We start from the raw sequence: 18436 nt of genomic DNA, 5'->3' as shown, positions 1-18436 counted from the left end.
GTTCGTGGAGAATTTTAAAGTTTAAGGCTTAATAGTTAACTTATTTTTTTATATTTTGCATGAATACGGTTGCTAGTTGTTCAATCGATAGACCAAAATAGGTGATACACGCTGCGCAACATGATAATTCTATATCTGTGCCTTCTGATTGCTCGAATGATAAGCTGTGGTTTTTTTCTAGAAAAACTGCTTCTAGATTGCATTGCTTTTTGAGCAATTGTTTGTATTGCACATCGTTTAGTGAAGGCACTGTTTCATATAAATGTTTGGAGATAAGTTTCAAAACTTGTTCTGTCGGTATTGAATTTTCTTCTACTTGAAGAAATTGCAGGGGTTGCACGTCCATTCCTTTAAAGTCGGGCACTTCATAAGTACTAAAGTCCTTAATCTCATCGGAGGTTGAGGGCTTTTTATATGAAGACGTTTGAAAACAGAAGAATAGCATTTTATTGACTAATTGCTAAGATTTATCCGCACTCTTAGCAATAGAATAATTCTGATCAGTCCTTTTTCAACATTGAAGATAGGATACCATCGAAATCCCATGATTAGTGCTATACTTGTGGATATCTGAAAGGAGTTTGACTATATCTATGAAATACGTGAAATCTCAAATGAACCAGCTGGTTAAAGACAATAAAGAATTACAAAAGCACTTAAAAGAATTGATGGTGAATCTTGATCTTGAGAAAAACTATGCACTTAAGGCTTTGTATCATTCAGAAGTTGCCGATGGCGGAAAGTATCAGTTAGCATACCAAGAACTTGACCATCAAATTTAAAAGCATACTTACCTCAATTAATTAAAACTGGTGAAAAATATCTAGGGGGAAAAGTTGCGTTAAATAAGAATACTGTCTTATATCAAGATGAGAATTTGAAGAAGATGAAGGGGACGATTCAGGCACATTTGAAGAAAACACATTAGACTCATCTATAGACTAGGTGCCAGGTACCCAAATATTTAAGTCCTTAATCTCTTCGGAGGTTAAGGGCTTTTTTAGTTTGTTATTTTTCTCTCAATTTTTCCAATGTATTTCTTTTATATTAAAAATAGGTAACGAGTTTGGCAGTTAATAATAGAGATAAGCTTATTCAAAAGAATTATCCGCTCTCTGTACCCGTTCATTCGCCCCTTACGCTGGATTATTCGCTCCAAATACATAGTATTCGCTCTCTCAACAATTTAAGTCCTCATCAGCAAACTCAATGAAGCAAAAAATACGCCCATGATCCCTTACAAATATTACTAGATTCACCAAGTAAACCGCCACGCTCAATGATCGTTTAAAAATCCTATCGTGCATCCTGATTGTATGGTGGTATTATATAGAAAGGATTTCGGATTTATTTAGAAAGAAGGATTATGGAAATGGCGATTGTAGCAACACTCATCTTTTTGGTGACATTAGTTTTTGTCATATGGCAGCCAAAAGGATTGAATATAGGTTTAACGGCCTGCTTGGGTGCCATACTTGGGTTAATCGTTGGTGTGGTTGATTTTCAAGATGTCCAGAAGGTAGTGGGCATTACTTGGAATGCAACGTTAACGTTTGTCGCCATTATTATTATTTCGCTAATTTTAGATGAAATTGGATTATTTGAGTGGGTTGCATTACAGATGGCAAGGTTATCGAATGGCAATGGCATCAAAATGTTTGTTTCTGTCAGTATTTTAGGAGCGATTGTTGCTGCGTTTTTTTCGAACGATGGAGCAGCGTTAATATTAACCCCGATTGTGTTAGCGATGGTTCGCAACTTGAACTTTAAAGAGGTTATGATTATTCCTTTTATCATGGCTAGTGGGTTTATCGCAGATACGACATCTCTACCTTTTGTAATTAGTAATTTAGTGAACATTGTATCGGCAGATTTTTTTGATATCGGGTTTGTAGAATATGCGGCAAGAATGATTCTCCCCAATATTTTTTCTTTAATCGCAACGATTATCGTATTATCCATATATTTTAGAAAAAATATTCCGAGTAGATATGATGTATCAAAACTAAAACATCCAAAAGAAGCGATTCGAGATTTAGGAATGTTCCGCCTGTCGTGGGTCGTATTAGTGTTGTTATTAATCGGTTATGTAACGAGTGAATGGATGGGGGTCCCTGTTTCAATCATTGCCGGAATGATTGCGATCTTCTTATTAGTTATGGCGAAACAAAGTCATGTGGTTGATACAAAAGCGGTTGTAAAAAGTGCACCGTGGACGATCGTTTTTTTCTCGATTGGCATGTATGTTGTTGTTTATGGTGTTGGCAATGCTTGGTTAACAACATCATTAGCAGGCATGATTGAAAAATTGCCAACACATGGGTTATATATTTCAACAGTGGCAATGGGTTTCGTCGCAGCCTTTTTGTCATCGGTGATGAATAATTTGCCAACGGTTATGATTGATGCTTTAGCGATTGCACAAACTCATACAACGGGTGTTGTGAGAGACGGGCTAATCTATGCCAATGTCATTGGTTCGGATTTAGGACCAAAAATCACACCAATTGGTTCACTGGCAACATTAGTATGGCTCCATCTTTTAGCTGGAAAAGGTATTAAAATTTCATGGGGAACTTACTTTAAAATGGGGATTACTTTAACCATTCCAATCTTATTGATCACTTTAACAGGACTCTATGTAACATTACTCCTTTTTTAAAAGGTTTTTGGTGCCGTTCCAAACAATCTGATAGTATCCAAAATGCCAAATATAATAGAAGAAACACAGACCAGTATACGGTCTGTGTTTCTTTTTCTCTTAGCCGATTTAATACATTTCTAAAACAAACGCTTTTAACAAATCATCATATTCGCTATTCATATCATCGTCAGTAGTGAGAATCGTCCACTTACCATCTACGTTTTTCATAGTAATTGAATAATCTCGTGAGCTGTTGCTTAGTTTTGTATTATTTAGAATTTGATCAATGCGACTAAAGGTATAAACTAAAGCATCTTTTTCCGCTTTATCATATTCATCATATGAATATTTCTTCTGATTTTTTTTCGCAAATTGTTCGCTTACTTTTCGACTTTGCTTGAACAAATCAGATGTATCAAAGTTTTTAAATCTTACCATTACTTTTGCATTTTTTGTGTCGGCATATTCGATTAAATAAGTTGGTTTGATATTTTGATTTAAAGCTTTACGGTATTTTTCAATAAATATCTTTTCTGTTTTTAAATCTGGTGTGTGATCCCTGAAACCTTCTTTAATTTGATTTCCAAGTTCCTCGTCAAATTTTTGACTATCCTTAATCACATCATTTGAGACTAAAGTTTTGAAATCAGGGTTTTCTCTGCTTAGGAATACGTTATCGATGTAAGAGGCAATTGCCTTTTTCACATTTTTAGTATCGTCTTTATATTTTGATGGATCCACATTCACTACTAATTCTTTGTGTTTGTTACCTTCATCATCGTAAATATGTGGTTGAAAGTGAAGTTCATATTTTTCTTCTGGATTAATAGGATATGCCAAATCACCAGATGCCTTTTTCTCTGGTGAAACGCTTCCTGTTAATTCTTTATAAGAATCTTCGTCTGGCGGATTTACATAAACCGTTTCAATCTTTTCATTGTTTTTATCATAAAGACTAAAATCTGTTTCCGATAAGGAAATTTCATTTTTAGATTTATTATGTACGGTTATGTTTAACTTGAGGTAAGTTTTTTCTTCATTGTCATCATATTTAGTGATTGTTATATATTCACCTGAGTTGACTTTGAATCCAACGTCACGTGCTTCTTGCTTAGAATCAGAACCACTGCCACTTGAACCACATGCTGCTAGAAGCAACGAAAGTACTGCAAATAAACTAATGAATAACCACCTTTTCTTATTAATAACAAATCCCTCCAATATAATAATTTCTAGATGATTATAGCATTCCTTAAAAATCAATGTGGTTTAAAATGTAAAAATGAAATAAAAATACCAATTGCGGAGTGGTTATAAAGAAATAAAAAATAAGTAATCTTCCACCGATTTAGTGATTAATTACCTATAAATGAGTAAAGAAATTTGTACTTACTTTTAAATAAATGTAGGTATGTCGAAATATTAAGGATTTTGTATTGTATTAGCTTTAAATTTAGAAATAGGAAAAGGAGATTATTTAGGTTGAATGTCTGGTAGAAAATATACTACATATTATATATTTTATATTTGATATGAATATTTGATATATTTGCGTAATTTATTTGAAACTAATTTTTACAGATCCTTATTACATTGACTGAATATATGAAGGGAAATTGAAAGATTTATCGCGTAATAGTACGAGTAAATTCCCGAAAACCGCGAGTAAACCAAGGAGACCGCGAGTAAATTCCCGAAAACCGCGAGTAAACCAAATAAATCTTCATTATTGTGTAATATCGACAATAGCAACACCACCTGCTTAATATAAAACAGGTGGTGTTGTTCCTATTAAATGCTTTTTCTTACTTTCTCCAATATCCGCATCCGCCTTTTTTGCAAAGTAGCAACAGAAGCATGATATTTCACAGACAGTTCTTTATAGGAATAGCCTCCAATGTAATAGTCTATGAGAAATTGTTGCTCGGTTTTTGTAATGTTGTTGAGTAATCCTTCTAAAATGTTGGATACATCAGATTCTTTTGATGTCGGCATATAAATTTCGATGATCGCATCTTGTTCAGGATGATAGCGCTCTTCATAACGGTTCTCTTTTTTTAGCGCATCTAGAATGCTGCCCCGGATGCAAGTAAAGGCATAGGGCGCAAAGTCTCCTTGTTCATGATCATACTTTTCCCAGGCTTTCCATAAGGCAATGCGTGCTGTTTGACGATAGTGCTCGTGGTTTTTGTAAATACGACATTTTCGAATGACTGCTGAGATCATAGGTTCATATTGCTCTAAAATTTTATCAAATTGAAACATAATTTTTGTCCATTCTCATTGTGCACAATGCTTGTTTTCCTAGGTGCTTTGAGAATACAAATTAATTTTGCTATCTGTAAAATGCGCAAAATGGCATTTTTGTAACCAAAAACACGCGAAATCAGTCTGTCGATGAAATGTCGAAAAATAAAGAACCCCATCATTACTGTGTTTGTAGGATGATAAAAAATTGATATGTCCTAAATTTTCAAGTGCTTTTTTCTGTTTTCATACAATTTATGATTTTTTAAAATATTTTATTTATTGTGAATTGATTGTTAAAAATAACAAAATATGTAACTTTGTGATTTTGTAAATGGTAATATTTAGTTATTAAATGTTGCTAAGGAGGGAAGGTCATGTGATATGTGTCTAATTTAATATTGTTGATCGATCATGCCAACGAAAGTTATTCACTTAATCTAAAAAAGAATAGGAGTTGTTCTAGTATGATTAAAGTGTTAGATGTTGTTTATGAAGAAGGAAACAAAAAAGATATAGAGGATGTATATGTTTGTGATGAAAAAATTAAGCGATTTGCCGTAATTGATGGGGATTCTGGTTTTGGCCCTTTTTCTGGGCTAGCGGCTGCAGACACCATTCGGAAATATATGCTAGATAAATCTTATGAAAATGATTCGTTGGAACATATTGCAAAATCTGCAAATATCGAATTGAGAAGAGCAAAAAGAGCAAAAACAATATGGGATGATCTTGGTGATATGAAAAAGTACATAAGAAATTGCTGTAGTGTAGCCGCAATTCAAATAAGAGATGAAACGTTGCACTATCTTCAAATGGGAAACTGCATGATATTTGTGCAATATCAAAATGGTACCATTCGTAGTTTAACCTATGACCACACAGCTAAAATTCAAGAAAAGTACATTCAAAAAAGGAAAACCTCATTTTATGGTTTAAAAAGGACTTTAAAGAGAAACTACTCAGAAAAAAAGTTAGGACAATGTTATGAAAATGCATTAGCGATAACTCGCTCTTTTCGTATGCAATGTTGTGAAAGCTTTAATACGTATGAGGGGTATGGAATGATTGATGGCAGTAGAGAAACCTCAAGCTTCTGGGAAATTGGGAAAATTCCATTGATGGATGTGAAGAAAATCGCATTGGTAACAGATGGATTTCAATTACTAAGCCATAAGCTACCAAGCCATGAAAAATGGATGGAATCCGCAAAATATATTTTCAACAGGGGACTTAAAAGCGCCTACACGAAAATTACGCTTATGGAAAAGAATGATCCGTATTGTCAACAATTTCCTAGGGTAGAATGGTCGGATGATAAAACAGGGATATTGTTGGAGGTTTTGAGGAGTTAGTCCGTTTTTATAAAGCTTTATATGAAAATTAAAATGTACTTGTTCGAATTATACTTTTATTGATGTACGGAACACCTTTATGGAATTTAATAGAATGAGAAATTCCTTCAAAAAAAGGGAGAAGATAAACGGGCTCCTCCCTTTTTAAAAAAAGTATTGATTCAATTCCTAAACTTTAAATTGTTGCACTTGTTCTTGTAAACTGATTGCGTTTTCTGTCAGTGATTTGGCTACAGAGTTGATCTCGCCAATTGTTGCGGCTTGTTCTTCAGTGGCAGCTGCGACTAATTCTGTACTACTTGCCGCTGTATTTGCTGCTTGAGACATTTCCAGAACGGATGCCGCAACTTCTTCAGTCGCTGCTGATACTTGTTGTGTGGCAGCTGATACCTGTTCCAATTTTTGAGCCATTGTATCAACAGAAGTTAAGATATCATTAAATGATTTTTGTGCTTCTTGTATTAATCCAACACCATCATTCACATTAGAAACGGTCAATTCAACAGCTTGTTCTGCATCTACTGTATCTGTTTGAATAATATTGGTTAAACGGACAATTTCTTCTGCAGATTTTTTGGATTCCTCTGCAAGTTTTCGAACTTCATCTGCTACCACTGCAAAGCCTTTACCATGTTCACCTGCGCGTGCTGCCTCAATGGCCGCATTCAGAGCGAGTAAATTGGTTTGATCTGTGATAGCTGTGATTACCTTCGTGATACTACCGATTTTTTCAGATTGTTCACTTAACTTACGAATTTTATCTTTCGTATCTGACGATGATTCTTGAATAATTTTTAATTGTTTAAAAGTTGTTTGTAAGGTTAAATTCCCTTGTTTAGCAACTTCTTGTGCTTCTACGGCTCCACTGTGCACTTCTTGTGTGGAATTTGCAATCATTTGAACACTATTTGCTGTCTCTTCAACGGCATTTGCGCTTTCTTTCCCTGTTTCAGCAGCTGAGTTTGCCCCTTCATTGATCGCTTCCAATTGATTTGCTACATCTTGTGAGGTTGTTGCGACTTCATCTGTACTAGCAGTAAGTTCTTCTGCAGCAGCTGTCGTTTGTTCAACATTGGTCATTACATTTGAGATTAATGATTGTAAACTTCTTTTCATCGTATTAAATGATTGTGCTAAAGAGTGAATTTCATCTCTAGAATTTACAATGATATCAGGTTCTGATAAATCACCTTGCGCAATTGTAGCAGCTGCTTCTTTCAAAGCAATTACCGGTTTAGTAATCTTTCTTGTTATATACAAGCCACTTACAACTGCTACTATGAATGCGATCAAAGAAACAGTGATCATGATCATAATTCCTTTATATGCCTTTGCTTCAGCATCTTGCTTGCCTGTATTCATTTGTGCAGTTTGATAATCAACAATTTTGTTTATACTTGCTAAGATTGCTTCGTTGGCAGGGCGTGATTCATTTTTCATAATATCAATGGCTTTGTCGAGTTTGTTTTTATTTACCATATCCACAACACTTTGGGCACTCGTCAAAAACTTTTCCTGATTTTGTTGGATATTTTGAAGTTCTTTCTTCATCTGTTCTGTTTGAAATTTTGGTGTAAGATCTTCTATTTTTTTTGAAATGATATCTTGTTCTTCTTTCAGATTGTCTAATGTCCCTTGTTCAGGATTTAAGGCATAAGATCGCATATATAAACCTTGCATTGCTGAAGCATATTGTACTTCTTTAATTTCCGAAACTTTCGCTACTTGTTCGTCCAAAATTTGGTTATAAGTATTTCTAATACTGTATAATTGCGTGAATCCTGTAATTGTAATAATAGCTATAAACGCAATTAATATAAAAAAAGCTGAATATAGCTTTTTGCGAATACTCATTACTTTTCCCCCTTAATAGTTAAATAAACACTAATTAAAAATACCTAAAATAATTATTATAATCAACCTCAAAATAGATATATAATACTACCTTGATTAATTGAAGTAATTATCAGTATTTTCGAGAAAATTGTTAAAAATTTATTATTTATCTCCATATATTTGAACGGTTTCTATAAAATTTATAAACAGGTCGTAAATTAAAAATGAATTAAAACTTGGAATATCCTGCTCTAAATATCGATTTTTGGGATAAAATAAGATCATGAAGAAGTTACGATTAGTTATTATAATGGGTATATTTACAATAAGTGTTATTAAGATGTTATCCTTTTCTACAGTCCAAGCAAATAGGTCGATCATGGTGATTGCACATAGAGGGGCGAATGACAAGGCTCCCGAGGAAACAATGCCAGCATATAAAATAGCAGTTCAAGAAAAAGCGAATTATATCGAAATGGATTTAAGGGAAACAAAAGATAATCAGTTAGTTCTAATGCATGATCCAACAATAGATCGAACAACAAATGGCAAGGGAGAGGTCAATCAATATCGTTTACAGGAGCTCAAAAAGTTTGATGCTGGAAGTTGGTTCAACCAAAAATACAAAAACGAAAGAATTATTACGCTTGAAGAGCTGATTAATCACTTTGGTTCAAAAACAAATTATTTCATAGAAACTCGACTAGTCGATCATAAGCTGAAGATGGAAAAGACATTAGTTGAAATATTAAATAGGAAAGGACTTATTCAAAAACACAAAGTAATCATTGAATCTTTTTCAGCTATGAGTCTAAAGAGAATTCATGACATCAATGATAATATTCCCCTTGTGCAATTAATACTTTGTAAGAATCAAAAGGATATAACAGCAGAAAAGATAAATCAGTGGAAAAAATACGCAATCGGAATTGGCCTAAGTTCAGATTTGGTGAATCAATCATTGATCAATAACCTTCATCAAAATCACTTAAAAGTTTATCCATTCTTTTTTAATACGCAGACAGAACTAGCTGAGCAAAAAAGAGTCATAAAAGACGGAGCAGATGGTGTATTTACAAATCATATAAACGATACGCAGTCATTATTGAAATGATTATGTAGTTAAATCTTTATAGTAAGAAGATAGAGAAGGGGAGCTAGTATATGAATACGGAATTATTACTTCAAGAAGTATCGAGTTCCAGTAAGATAATTTGTTAATTTGAAAAGTAGTTCGTTAATTAGTTGAAAATTACTCTTCCACATTTTGTGAGGTAGAGTGATTTTTTTCTTTTATTAAAGGCATTCCTGTAATTTCGAAAATAACACACTTACTAGTCATGTTTCAAAAATAATACTAAAATAGAGTAATAGTAAGTAAAGGGTGGTTTGATCGTGAGAAAATTGTCATACATAATTTTAGTAGGAGCGCTATTAGCTGGTTGCGGTAATAGTGAAGAACCTAAAAATAGTGCAGAAAGTGCAAATTCTACATATACAAAAGCTGTAGAGCAGGGAAAACTCGCATTAACAGATGGGGATATTAATAAAGCATTAGCGTCTTTTGAATTAGCGCTCGATGAAAAACCAGAAGATTCACAAGCCAAAAACTATGTAGCGCAATTAAAGAAAACAAAAGAGATCGAAAACTTAATCGATGATAAGCAATATAAAAATGCGATGAAGGAAGCAGATGGATTACTTGATTCGACAGATATACTCAATAGCGTTAGTGGACAAGTGGAGAATCTACGCCAAGAAGCAAAGAAAAAACAAGCTAAAATGCTTGCTGCTAAAACGAAAAAAGAGAAAACTTCTTCAAGTAACATCAGTGCATCTCCATCTCAACAACCAACATCAACAAAAGAGAATATGTATCAAGTCTATTCAAATCGTGCATCTTCAATTGTTACAAATTATGATAATCCCGCTGCAATGATTGATGGTACAACACAAGGTTCAGAAGACAAAATGATTAATGCAGAAAATGCACGTTATGCACAGTGGGATGCGTTGCTAAATGATCTCTATGGTACATTAAAAACAAAATTATCTGCTAGTGATTTTAATCGACTACGAAACTACCAACGCCAATGGATTAATGACCGCGATGCCACTGCAGACCAAGCGAGTACAGATGCAGAAAGTATGGATTCGTACACACCAAAAGTATCACACGCTATGTCTTTAGCAGAGGTTACGAAAGAGCGTTGTTATGAATTATTAAATGATTATGCAGCTCAACTTCAACGATAAAAAACGGGTTGAGGCCTATAGTGGCGAGAGAACACCTTTATTCCACTAATTATGGTGGAAATCCATCTTTCTTCAACATAAAAGTGCCATTCAAAGTTGTTGAATGGCACTTTTTATATGGTTTAATAATAACCATTTATCGGTAGAGTTTTCTGATTGACAAGATAATTTCCAATATCCTTTGCTTTATATGAAGCTGGGTTATGAGAGGCGATTGTCCGTATATTTCGCCAATGACGATCTAATTGAGCGGATTGTCTTGTTGCAGAAGCACCTCCCGTATCAAAAATTTGGGTAGCTGCTTGTAAAGCAAGTCGTTCGCCTATTATTTTTACTTGAGCTGACCGAAGAGCTGCTTCATGTTCATAATATTCTTTTTGTTCTACGCTATTTGTACTGAGCAATGTGTGATCTAATAAGTCTGCTGCCTGTAACACCAAAGTTTTTAAGGAAAAAGCAATTGCGTCAATTTCACCAACTGTTTGTAATAACTGTGGATCTTGAGTAGGTGTATCAATAGATGCATGTGTAAAAGTTCGTTTTCGTCCTTTGATTACTTTGATGCTGTCCTCAACGATTTGTTGTGTAATTCCCGCAATTACTCCCTGTAAGAAGAGCTGACGAATGGTAACATAAGATAACTTTTCTTTTTCTAATTGAATGGCTTCATTTTCCTTAACGATAACATTTGTAAACTTGGTGGTTCCACTAGCGGTTAATTGTTGACCAAAACCATCCCAATCATCCATTATTTCAATGCCTTCCCGGTTTGTTGGAATGACGCTAACATGGACATTTTTGTTTTCGCCTGCTGCAATCACTGATACCCAATCAGCATAAAGTGTACCGGTCGTAAAATATTTTGTTCCATTTAAAAGAAAATGATCTCCTTGCCGAATGAGCGTGGTTTCATATTGCTTACTTCCTTGTGGCTTATTTGAAATTTCGGTTGTTGCATTTCCGACAAGTTCGCCATTTGCAATGAACTGTAGTCTTCTTGTTCTTTCTAGACTAGGTGGAGCTGCTAACGTATCCTCCACAAAAATAAAATGAGATCGTAAGGCATGTGTTAAATCAGAATCGGCAGCTGCTAATTGAATGATGACCTCAAAAAGTTCGCGAATGGATATTCCAGCTCCTCCTGCTTCAATTGGAAGTCGAAGAGCACCTAATTTTGCTTCCTTTACTAATTGTAAGGCTTTATAGGGATGTAAACGTTCTTTGGATTGGCGGCGCTTTTCAGCATCTTCCTTTATCTCTAATACTATTCTTTTGAAATATTCAGAATTTAAATCGATTGTTTTTTCCGAATTTGTTGATGAGAGATTAACCATGTTTTCCTTCCTCCTTATATAACACATATTAATGGCGATGATCCAATCTTTTTGCTGTTAAGTTACCTATAAACTGAACGCTTTGAACAATAATAATCAATAAAATAACCATGGCAATCATAACATCCGTTTGGAAACGATAGTATCCATAGCGAATCGCTAAATCACCGATTCCACCTCCACCAATAATTCCTGCAACTGCCGAATAGGAGATGAAGCTAATAGCTGTTACTGTAAGAGCTAATACTAAACCTGAACGAGCCTCATTTAACAAGACATCTTTAATGATTAAACGCTTTGGAGCTCCAATAGCAACAGCAGCTTCAATTGTTCCCACAGGGACATCTTTTAAAGCCTGCTCAACTAATCGGGCAAAATAAGGGATGGCCGCAATTGAGAGAGAAACAGATGCTGCCAGTGGTCCAACGGATGTTCCAAGTAAAAATCTTGTAAATGGTATTAATACAACCAATAAAATAATGAAGGGAAAAGAGCGAATTAGATTAATCGTATAATTTAAAATTCGATTGATAATCAGGTTTGCTTGAATAGAGCCAGCTTCTGTTAAATACACAAAAACGCCTAATGGGGTACCAATCACGATAGCGGCGGATACTGATAAAGAAACCATCAAAAATGTTTGACCAATACTTTCATAAATCTCTGGAATTAAAGAAATGATGTTATTAAACATGTACAACACCTCCGTTGATTTCAAGTTCTATTGAATCTTCTACTAATTCACCGTATCGATTTTGTAATAATAATTGACCAATATTCGTATGTGCATAATCTTGCTTATTTTGTAATTGTAGTTCTTCTTGAATGATGCCATTTTCCATTACTGCTACGCGACTGCAAATGGTGTTTACCACTTCCATTTCATGCGTCACAATAATTAATGTCACGCCCAGTTCTTTATTGATTTCTTTTAAAAAATGCAAAATATTGTTTGTTGTCTGTGGGTCCAAAGCAGAGGTCGGTTCATCACAAAGTAATACTTCTGGATTTAATACTAAAGCACGTGCAATGGCTACACGTTGTTTCTGACCACCACTCAATTGAGATGGATAATGATCGATTTTGTCTGAGAGTCCGACAATCTCTAAGACATGCTCGATTTTTTCTTTTCTTAGCGATTTTGGAGTTTTGGCAGTTTTTAAAGCAAATTCGATGTTGCCGTATACGGTTTTATTCAGTAATAAGTTAAAATGTTGAAAAATCATACCGATTGAGTGACGGCGTTTTTGCAATTCACTGGCTTTTAGCGTTAGTAAATTTTCTCCCTTAAACAACACTTCTCCAGTTGTTGGCTTTTCAATTAAATTGAATAACCGTAATAATGTTGATTTTCCTGCACCACTATAGCCAATAATGCCGTAAACTTCCCCCTTACGAATTGAAAGATTAGTAGGGTGGACTGCATGAAATTCTTTTTCTTTTGTTTTAAACTTTTTACTAACATTTCGAAGCTCAATCATCAAATCATCTCCATTTCATTTTTTAGTTTACTTATTATTTTACTTGGTATTAGGGAGTAAAATATCGTTGTTCACTTTTGGAACGACATGCTCAAAAAATGTCGGTAATTCATCTGTCGGATGACGAAAAGCAACTAATACTTTTTCGATGCCTATGGCTTCTAATTCCTTTAATCTTTGAGCTACTTGTTCATAGCTGCCGATTAATCCTGTGCGAAACCCTTCATTATTTGCAACATAATCGCTAATTGTCGTAGCATTTTTCCACATACCTTTTGTCTCTTTCCTTTGTTTAAAATGAGTAATTGCTGATTGATCTGCATTATTTAAAATATATTCGTATTCTTTTTGAGCTTCTTCTTCTGTCGGACGGGCAATGACAAATGCAGCCACAGCAAATTTAATGTATCGTTGATGATTAGCTGCATATTGTTGAACCGCAGCAATTTGCTCTTTCAATTCTGAAAGAGGTGCACCATTCATGAAATAATAATCAGATAATGTACCTGCTATTATTTGGGATTCTTGAGAGTTACCTCCTTGATAAATAGGCGGATAAGGCTTTTGAAGTGGTTTTGGATTTAAAGTACCTTTTTGAATGTTGTAAAAATTACCTTCAAATTGAAATTCATCCTCTGTCCACAATCCTTTTAAAACCTTTAAATATTCTTCAGATCTTCTATATCGTTCCTCATGTTTGATCCATTCAATACCAAACATTTCTTGTTCGGCTTTAAACCAGCCACTGACAAGATTGATATGGAAACGTCCTTTTGAAATAATATCAATTGTAGCACCAATCTTTGCCAGTGTAGCTGGATGGATGAAGCCTGGTAAGACCGCTGCAATTAAATGAATTCGTTCGGTTTTTGTTGCGATAGCGGTAATGATGGATAAAGGATCCAATTGACCTGTATTGGAGCCGGTTCCTCCGATATTTCCTACGTAACGAATTGGATATAAAATAGAATCCACACCTAAATGGTCTGCTAATGTTGCTAGTTTTTCATTATATTCAATGCCTGCATCTTGTGCTTGATCTACATTGGCTCTTAAAAAGCCACCTGATAAATTCGCTCCCCAAATAACAAATTTCATCTTGTCCTTCCTCCTTTATGATTGTTGAATCGATACAGCATTAAACTTTGGTAAAACTAATTTACCAAATCGTTCGGCTTCTTCTATGTGTGGAAATCCAGATAATATAAAGTGTTGAACGCCCACTTTTATATAATCCTGTAAAGCTTCTTGAACCTGTTCAGGTGTTCCGACAATCGCTGTTCCTGCGCCTTTTCGTATTTTTCCAATCCCTGACCAAGAGTATTTATCAAAACGATCTCCTTGTTGAGTAATTTCCGTCATTCTTTTTTGAGCAACAGAATCGGATTCTGAAAAGACACCTGTCATTTTAGTTTGGACAGACTGATCAACTTGGCTAATAATGTGATGGGCAGCTTCCCAAGCTTCTTCTTCCGTTTCTCGAACAACCACATGAATGCGTATGCCAAATTCTAAAGAACGATTATATTTGGTCGCACGTTTTTTTACATCCTCTATTTGTTCTTGAATTTTTAATACGGGTTCTCCCCATTGTAGATATACATCTGCTGACTTTGCTGCGATTTCTTTTGCAATATCTGATGAGCCACCAAAATAAATCGGAATCCCATCTTGTTGGTATAGGGAAGGCATTAATGTACCTTGCTCGATATTGAAAAATTCACCTTTATGATCAAATGGATGATGATGCCAAGATTTTTTGATAACATCCAAAAATTCTTCGGTACGTTCATAACGTGTTTGGTGATCTACAAAGTCTCCGTCTTGCCCTAATTCCTTTGCAGATCCGCCTGTTACGACATTTATAAGTAGGCGACCGTGGGCAAATTGATCGAAAGTAGCTGCCAACTTGGAAGCAACAGTTGGAGAAATAAATCCCGGACGAAATGCAACAAGAGGTTTAATATTCTTTGTACGATGAATAATAGCAGATCCAACCATCCATGAATCTAAATAAGGTATGCCAGTTGGTATTAAAATCCCTTCAAAACCGGCATCTTCAGCAGTTTGAGCAACCTTTACTAAATAGTCTGCTGTTGGGTTTCTTTCTGCCTCTTTTAAACCTAAAAATTCACCGTCTCCATTGGTAGGTGCAAACCAGTAAAAATGTGGATTTGTCATAACATTCTCTCCTTTAGATTAATTGATAAGCAAATTTTACTAATTGCTGTTTATCGGGATATTGATTGTAATGGGCTGCATAAGTGCGAACTGGATCTCCAGAATAAAAACGTTCATATAACTCGTGTCTTGCTGCAAGTGGACTTCCTATTAAATCCCATGCCAGTTTAATTAAACGTGTTCGATCATATGCACTGGTCGTAGTACCCGTAAAATAGGGGAGGATTAAATCGCCAATGGGTCCCTTTAGTTCTTCAATTGTTGAAGGAACTTGTAATAATCCGCTTGCTCCAATTTGTTGAATAATTTCAATTCCTCTTGGGTAGTAACGCGTACCGAGATTGCGAGCAGCCGTTAAAAACCGGCCATTCGGTAGTAAAATATCATGATGGAGTGTTGCTGTTTGTTCCGCTGCTTGTAATAAGCTCTTAATCGTTTCAATTTGAACAAATAATTCAGATAATTTTCCTTTAACATGTGAAAAAACGATTGTATCGGCCGTTTTTCCAAGTGCCAAAGCAACGGAAGCGACTGTTTCTAATTTGCTAATAAGGCGTACAACGGTTTGATGTTGACTTAATAAGTTTGCGGGAATATCTTTTTGTAATTTCCATGCAGCTTCAGGATCTTCATACACTAAGACATTTTCCCAATGGATGAGAACATCATCAAAAATAAGAACAGCATCCATTTCATCATAACGAGCGCTTAAAGGTTGATCTTCTGAAGCTAGACTTGCAAAAGATGGACGACATACAATGTGTAATCCTTCTAATGCCGCAGGAATAAAGAAAATATTGGCCAATTGTTCTTCATCTTCGCCTCTTTTATGAAAGGAAGAGATAATATATTCATCTACATAAGGTGCAGCAGTTGCAATGGTTTTGGCACCACGAACAATAACGCCTTCAGTATTTTTCGAGATGATTCGTAATTGCCCTTGCTCTTTTTCTAATAGAGATTTTCCACGATTTTTTTGAATGTCTTGTGAAGCTATTGTAGACAAGTAATCTAGATTTCTTGATCGTGTATAGAACTGCTCTAATTTTTCATGTATCCCTGGAACGATTGTATTTAAATGGCGACGATTTCCATACCATCCAGCAAACAACACTCTTGAATATTCTGAAAGCCGACTCATGATTCCAAAGGTTTCGTCTGCCCATAACTTGTAAGCACGATTTTTTCGTTCTAATTCTTCCAAAGTAGTAGGGACCAAAAATGATAAATGAGCATTTTCGCCTTCTTCAGTGACATACGTTAAGTCCTCTTTTTTGGTTCCATGCTGTAAGGATAGTAAATGTTCGATGGTTTGAATGGTTCCTTTGAACGCCTTATGTTCCGAAATATTGTCTACTTTACTGCCATTAATCCAAACATTTCGATGATCAACTATTCGTTGGCTATATGGTTGTTTCGTGTTCATACAATTCCTCCTGTATTTTGTATTTACCGAAGAAGTTTTCTAATCTTTTTTCTAGATATTTTTTATCGTAATTTTCAAAAAATTGTTCGTTTATTCGAACAGGATCACCTGTATAATATCGTTCATATAAATCATGACGCGTTCCTAAAGTACTACCTATTAACTCCCAACCTATTCTTAATAAAGTCGTTTTTGTTTTAGCATCGACGCTCACACCTTTATAATATTTTTCTAATAAAGGAATTAATGATTGATCATAGCGATTGATGAGAGTAGAAGGAAGTTGTGTATAACCTCCAGCACCAATTTGTTTTAAAATCTGGAGAGCCTCTCCATAATAATGCGTTCCTAAATTTCTTGCGACTTGAAGTGGAACGCTATCTGGTAGGAAAATGCCTTTCTCTGATGGCTTTCCTTGAACTTCTGCTGAGATAAGAAGTGCTTCAATACTATCAATTTGTGTGTATAATTCGCCTAACTTTTCTTGCACATGCAAAAAATGATTGGCGCCAATTGACTCTGCAATTGCTGTTGCAACACCAGCAATAAATTGTAATTTGACTAATAATCGCACAACCGTTTGATGATGTGCTAAAGAATTCAGTTGTTGATGGCGATGTGCCTTGGTAACTCCTTCAGCTGAACCATGGATAAATACTCGATCCCAAGAAACCAATACATCATCAAAGATTAAAACGGCATCCATTTCATCATATTGGCTAGACAGAGGATACTTTTCAATATCTGTACATGCATAACTATCTCGACAAATAATTTGTAATCCCTTTGAATTTACAGGAACTATAAAGAAGTTTGCATACGTTTTTTCGCGTTCTTTATCTTTAAATGGTGTGTTAATAATTACATCATCTACATAAGGAGCTCCAGTAGCAATCATTTTTGCACCTCGTATGACGACACCCTCATCTGTTTCCTTAACGATTCGTAAAATCGCATCTTCATCACGCTCTTCAATCGGTTTAGAACGATCGATTTGAGGATCTGCAATCGCAGTCGTCACTAGACGTTTTTCTGTTTGTACTTCATGAAAATATTTTTCAATCTTTCGAGAAAATTCGGGATCATAAACATCAAACTCAAATCGGTCAATGTAATAACCAGTGATTAAAGAATAGGCATAATCAGATAGTCTACTCATTACACCGTATGTTTTTTTCGACCAAAATTGAAAAGCTGCTTTTCTTTGCTGTAAATCTTCTAATGTCTTAGGAATTAGAAAGGCTTTATGAGAGTGTTGATTTAATGTCTCATTCCAAAAGCCAACTTCGTCTCTTTCTTCAATTTCTCTCATCAAAGTAGAGATGGTTTGAATAGTCCCTTTAAAGGCATCATGCTCGATTAAATTTTCAACTTTTTCACCATTCAACCAAACATTTCTACCATCTTGAAAGTGTTTTAACCAGTTGTTCATATTCTCACTCCTTTTTTAAATAAAAAACTCTTAACATAGACAGATTGCAAAAGACGTCTTGTTAAGAGTTCTGGTTGACCAGTCACTTGTAGTTAAAACTTGAAAATTATGTTAAACATATTATTCCTATTAGTCAAGTCTTTTTTTTGAGGAATTATTTTCAAGAAAATAGTTGATTCCTCATAAAGGCTTTGTTAAAATTCATTTAATTCCAATTGGTTAACTATATATTATCTGACCGGAT

At 34.9% G+C, this 18436-nt stretch carries 16 protein-coding genes; 5 read left to right on the top strand and 11 right to left on the bottom strand.

The window, feature by feature from the left end; genetic code table 11:
* Positions 1-40: 40 nt before the first annotated feature.
* Positions 41-346 carry a hypothetical protein gene (locus tag CEF14_RS11605; RefSeq protein ID WP_146013880.1) on the bottom strand — a complete coding sequence of 102 codons (306 nt, stop codon included), beginning with the start codon at positions 344-346 and terminating at the stop codon, positions 41-43.
* 247 nt (positions 347-593) lie between these two features.
* Here CEF14_RS11605 and CEF14_RS11600 point away from each other — a divergent pair, with 247 nt between their 5' ends.
* Together CEF14_RS11600 and CEF14_RS11595 are read left to right on the top strand one after the other, a co-directional pair.
* A complete protein-coding gene (locus CEF14_RS11600) occupies positions 594-782 on the top strand; it encodes a hypothetical protein (RefSeq protein WP_102693016.1) in 189 nt (62 codons plus the stop codon).
* A 584-nt stretch (positions 783-1366) separates the two neighbouring features.
* Positions 1367-2662 carry an arsenic transporter gene (locus CEF14_RS11595; protein ID WP_102693015.1) on the top strand — a complete coding sequence of 432 codons (1296 nt, stop codon included), beginning with the start codon at positions 1367-1369 and terminating at the stop codon, positions 2660-2662.
* Between the two features lie 108 nt (positions 2663-2770).
* On the opposite strand, the gene CEF14_RS11590 is transcribed toward CEF14_RS11595, so the two are convergent.
* Together CEF14_RS11590 and CEF14_RS11585 are read right to left on the bottom strand one after the other, a co-directional pair.
* The gene (locus CEF14_RS11590; RefSeq protein WP_170061503.1) at positions 2771-3802 is read right to left on the bottom strand and encodes a DUF4352 domain-containing protein; all 1032 of its coding nucleotides are present in this window, start codon (positions 3800-3802) and stop codon (positions 2771-2773) included.
* Positions 3803-4435: 633 nt separating this feature from the next.
* Entirely contained in the window at positions 4436-4909 is a 474-nt protein-coding gene (locus CEF14_RS11585; RefSeq protein ID WP_102693013.1) for a sigma-70 family RNA polymerase sigma factor, read from the bottom strand.
* A gap of 449 nt (positions 4910-5358) precedes the next feature.
* Here CEF14_RS11585 and CEF14_RS11580 point away from each other — a divergent pair, with 449 nt between their 5' ends.
* On the top strand, positions 5359-6246 hold the full coding sequence (locus CEF14_RS11580) for a PP2C family serine/threonine-protein phosphatase (protein ID WP_102693012.1): 888 nt from the start codon (positions 5359-5361) through the stop codon (positions 6244-6246).
* Positions 6247-6414: 168 nt separating this feature from the next.
* Here CEF14_RS11580 and CEF14_RS11575 read toward each other — a convergent pair whose 3' ends face one another.
* Complete coding sequence (locus CEF14_RS11575) at positions 6415-8100, bottom strand: methyl-accepting chemotaxis protein (RefSeq protein ID WP_102693011.1); 1686 nt, start codon at positions 8098-8100, stop codon at positions 6415-6417.
* A 292-nt stretch (positions 8101-8392) separates the two neighbouring features.
* On the opposite strand from CEF14_RS11575, the gene CEF14_RS11570 reads away from it, so the two are divergent.
* Positions 8393-9196: a glycerophosphodiester phosphodiesterase family protein gene (locus CEF14_RS11570; RefSeq protein WP_245890154.1), complete on the top strand. Its 804-nt coding sequence runs from the start codon at positions 8393-8395 to the stop codon at positions 9194-9196.
* Positions 9197-9477: 281 nt separating this feature from the next.
* Positions 9478-10338 carry a lysozyme inhibitor LprI family protein gene (locus tag CEF14_RS11565; RefSeq protein ID WP_102693009.1) on the top strand — a complete coding sequence of 287 codons (861 nt, stop codon included), beginning with the start codon at positions 9478-9480 and terminating at the stop codon, positions 10336-10338.
* Between the two features lie 122 nt (positions 10339-10460).
* On the opposite strand, the gene CEF14_RS11560 is transcribed toward CEF14_RS11565, so the two are convergent.
* From CEF14_RS11560 to CEF14_RS11530, 7 genes are read right to left on the bottom strand one after another with little or no spacing between them, the layout of a single operon-like run.
* Entirely contained in the window at positions 10461-11672 is a 1212-nt protein-coding gene (locus CEF14_RS11560) for an acyl-CoA dehydrogenase family protein (protein WP_102693008.1), read from the bottom strand.
* Positions 11673-11700: 28 nt separating this feature from the next.
* The gene (locus tag CEF14_RS11555; protein ID WP_102693007.1) at positions 11701-12366 is read right to left on the bottom strand and encodes a methionine ABC transporter permease; all 666 of its coding nucleotides are present in this window, start codon (positions 12364-12366) and stop codon (positions 11701-11703) included.
* Entirely contained in the window at positions 12359-13153 is a 795-nt protein-coding gene (locus CEF14_RS11550) for a methionine ABC transporter ATP-binding protein (RefSeq protein WP_102693006.1), read from the bottom strand. The genes CEF14_RS11555 and CEF14_RS11550 overlap by 8 nt, the downstream gene beginning before the upstream one ends.
* A gap of 39 nt (positions 13154-13192) precedes the next feature.
* A complete protein-coding gene (locus tag CEF14_RS11545; protein WP_102693005.1) occupies positions 13193-14251 on the bottom strand; it encodes an LLM class flavin-dependent oxidoreductase in 1059 nt (352 codons plus the stop codon).
* A 15-nt stretch (positions 14252-14266) separates the two neighbouring features.
* Complete coding sequence (locus CEF14_RS11540) at positions 14267-15334, bottom strand: LLM class flavin-dependent oxidoreductase (protein WP_102693004.1); 1068 nt, start codon at positions 15332-15334, stop codon at positions 14267-14269.
* Positions 15335-15347: 13 nt separating this feature from the next.
* On the bottom strand, positions 15348-16760 hold the full coding sequence (locus CEF14_RS11535) for a 4-hydroxyphenylacetate 3-hydroxylase N-terminal domain-containing protein (RefSeq protein ID WP_102693003.1): 1413 nt from the start codon (positions 16758-16760) through the stop codon (positions 15348-15350).
* Positions 16738-18192 carry a 4-hydroxyphenylacetate 3-hydroxylase family protein gene (locus CEF14_RS11530; protein ID WP_102693002.1) on the bottom strand — a complete coding sequence of 485 codons (1455 nt, stop codon included), beginning with the start codon at positions 18190-18192 and terminating at the stop codon, positions 16738-16740. The genes CEF14_RS11535 and CEF14_RS11530 overlap by 23 nt, the downstream gene beginning before the upstream one ends.
* Positions 18193-18436 lie beyond the last annotated feature (244 nt).

It is taken from the genome of Rummeliibacillus pycnus, from assembly GCF_002884495.1.
Lineage (GTDB): Bacteria > Bacillota > Bacilli > Bacillales_A > Planococcaceae > Rummeliibacillus > Rummeliibacillus pycnus.
Note: the sequence above shows the minus strand (reverse complement) of the source record. Positions and strands in the feature narration are given on the sequence as shown.

Coding starts and splice junctions, on each gene's coding strand:
- CEF14_RS11550 (WP_102693006.1), bottom strand. CDS start 13,153: ATGATTGAGCTTCGAAATGTTAGTAAAAAGTTTAAAACAAAAGAAAAA.
- CEF14_RS11585 (WP_102693013.1), bottom strand. CDS start 4,909: ATGTTTCAATTTGATAAAATTTTAGAGCAATATGAACCTATGATCTCA.
- CEF14_RS11555 (WP_102693007.1), bottom strand. CDS start 12,366: ATGTTTAATAACATCATTTCTTTAATTCCAGAGATTTATGAAAGTATT.
- CEF14_RS11580 (WP_102693012.1), top strand. CDS start 5,359: ATGATTAAAGTGTTAGATGTTGTTTATGAAGAAGGAAACAAAAAAGAT.
- CEF14_RS11605 (WP_146013880.1), bottom strand. CDS start 346: ATGGACGTGCAACCCCTGCAATTTCTTCAAGTAGAAGAAAATTCAATA.
- CEF14_RS11575 (WP_102693011.1), bottom strand. CDS start 8,100: ATGAGTATTCGCAAAAAGCTATATTCAGCTTTTTTTATATTAATTGCG.
- CEF14_RS11535 (WP_102693003.1), bottom strand. CDS start 16,760: ATGAACACGAAACAACCATATAGCCAACGAATAGTTGATCATCGAAAT.
- CEF14_RS11560 (WP_102693008.1), bottom strand. CDS start 11,672: ATGGTTAATCTCTCATCAACAAATTCGGAAAAAACAATCGATTTAAAT.
- CEF14_RS11570 (WP_245890154.1), top strand. CDS start 8,393: ATGGGTATATTTACAATAAGTGTTATTAAGATGTTATCCTTTTCTACA.
- CEF14_RS11540 (WP_102693004.1), bottom strand. CDS start 15,334: ATGACAAATCCACATTTTTACTGGTTTGCACCTACCAATGGAGACGGT.
- CEF14_RS11595 (WP_102693015.1), top strand. CDS start 1,367: ATGGAAATGGCGATTGTAGCAACACTCATCTTTTTGGTGACATTAGTT.
- CEF14_RS11545 (WP_102693005.1), bottom strand. CDS start 14,251: ATGAAATTTGTTATTTGGGGAGCGAATTTATCAGGTGGCTTTTTAAGA.
- CEF14_RS11530 (WP_102693002.1), bottom strand. CDS start 18,192: ATGAACAACTGGTTAAAACACTTTCAAGATGGTAGAAATGTTTGGTTG.
- CEF14_RS11600 (WP_102693016.1), top strand. CDS start 594: ATGAAATACGTGAAATCTCAAATGAACCAGCTGGTTAAAGACAATAAA.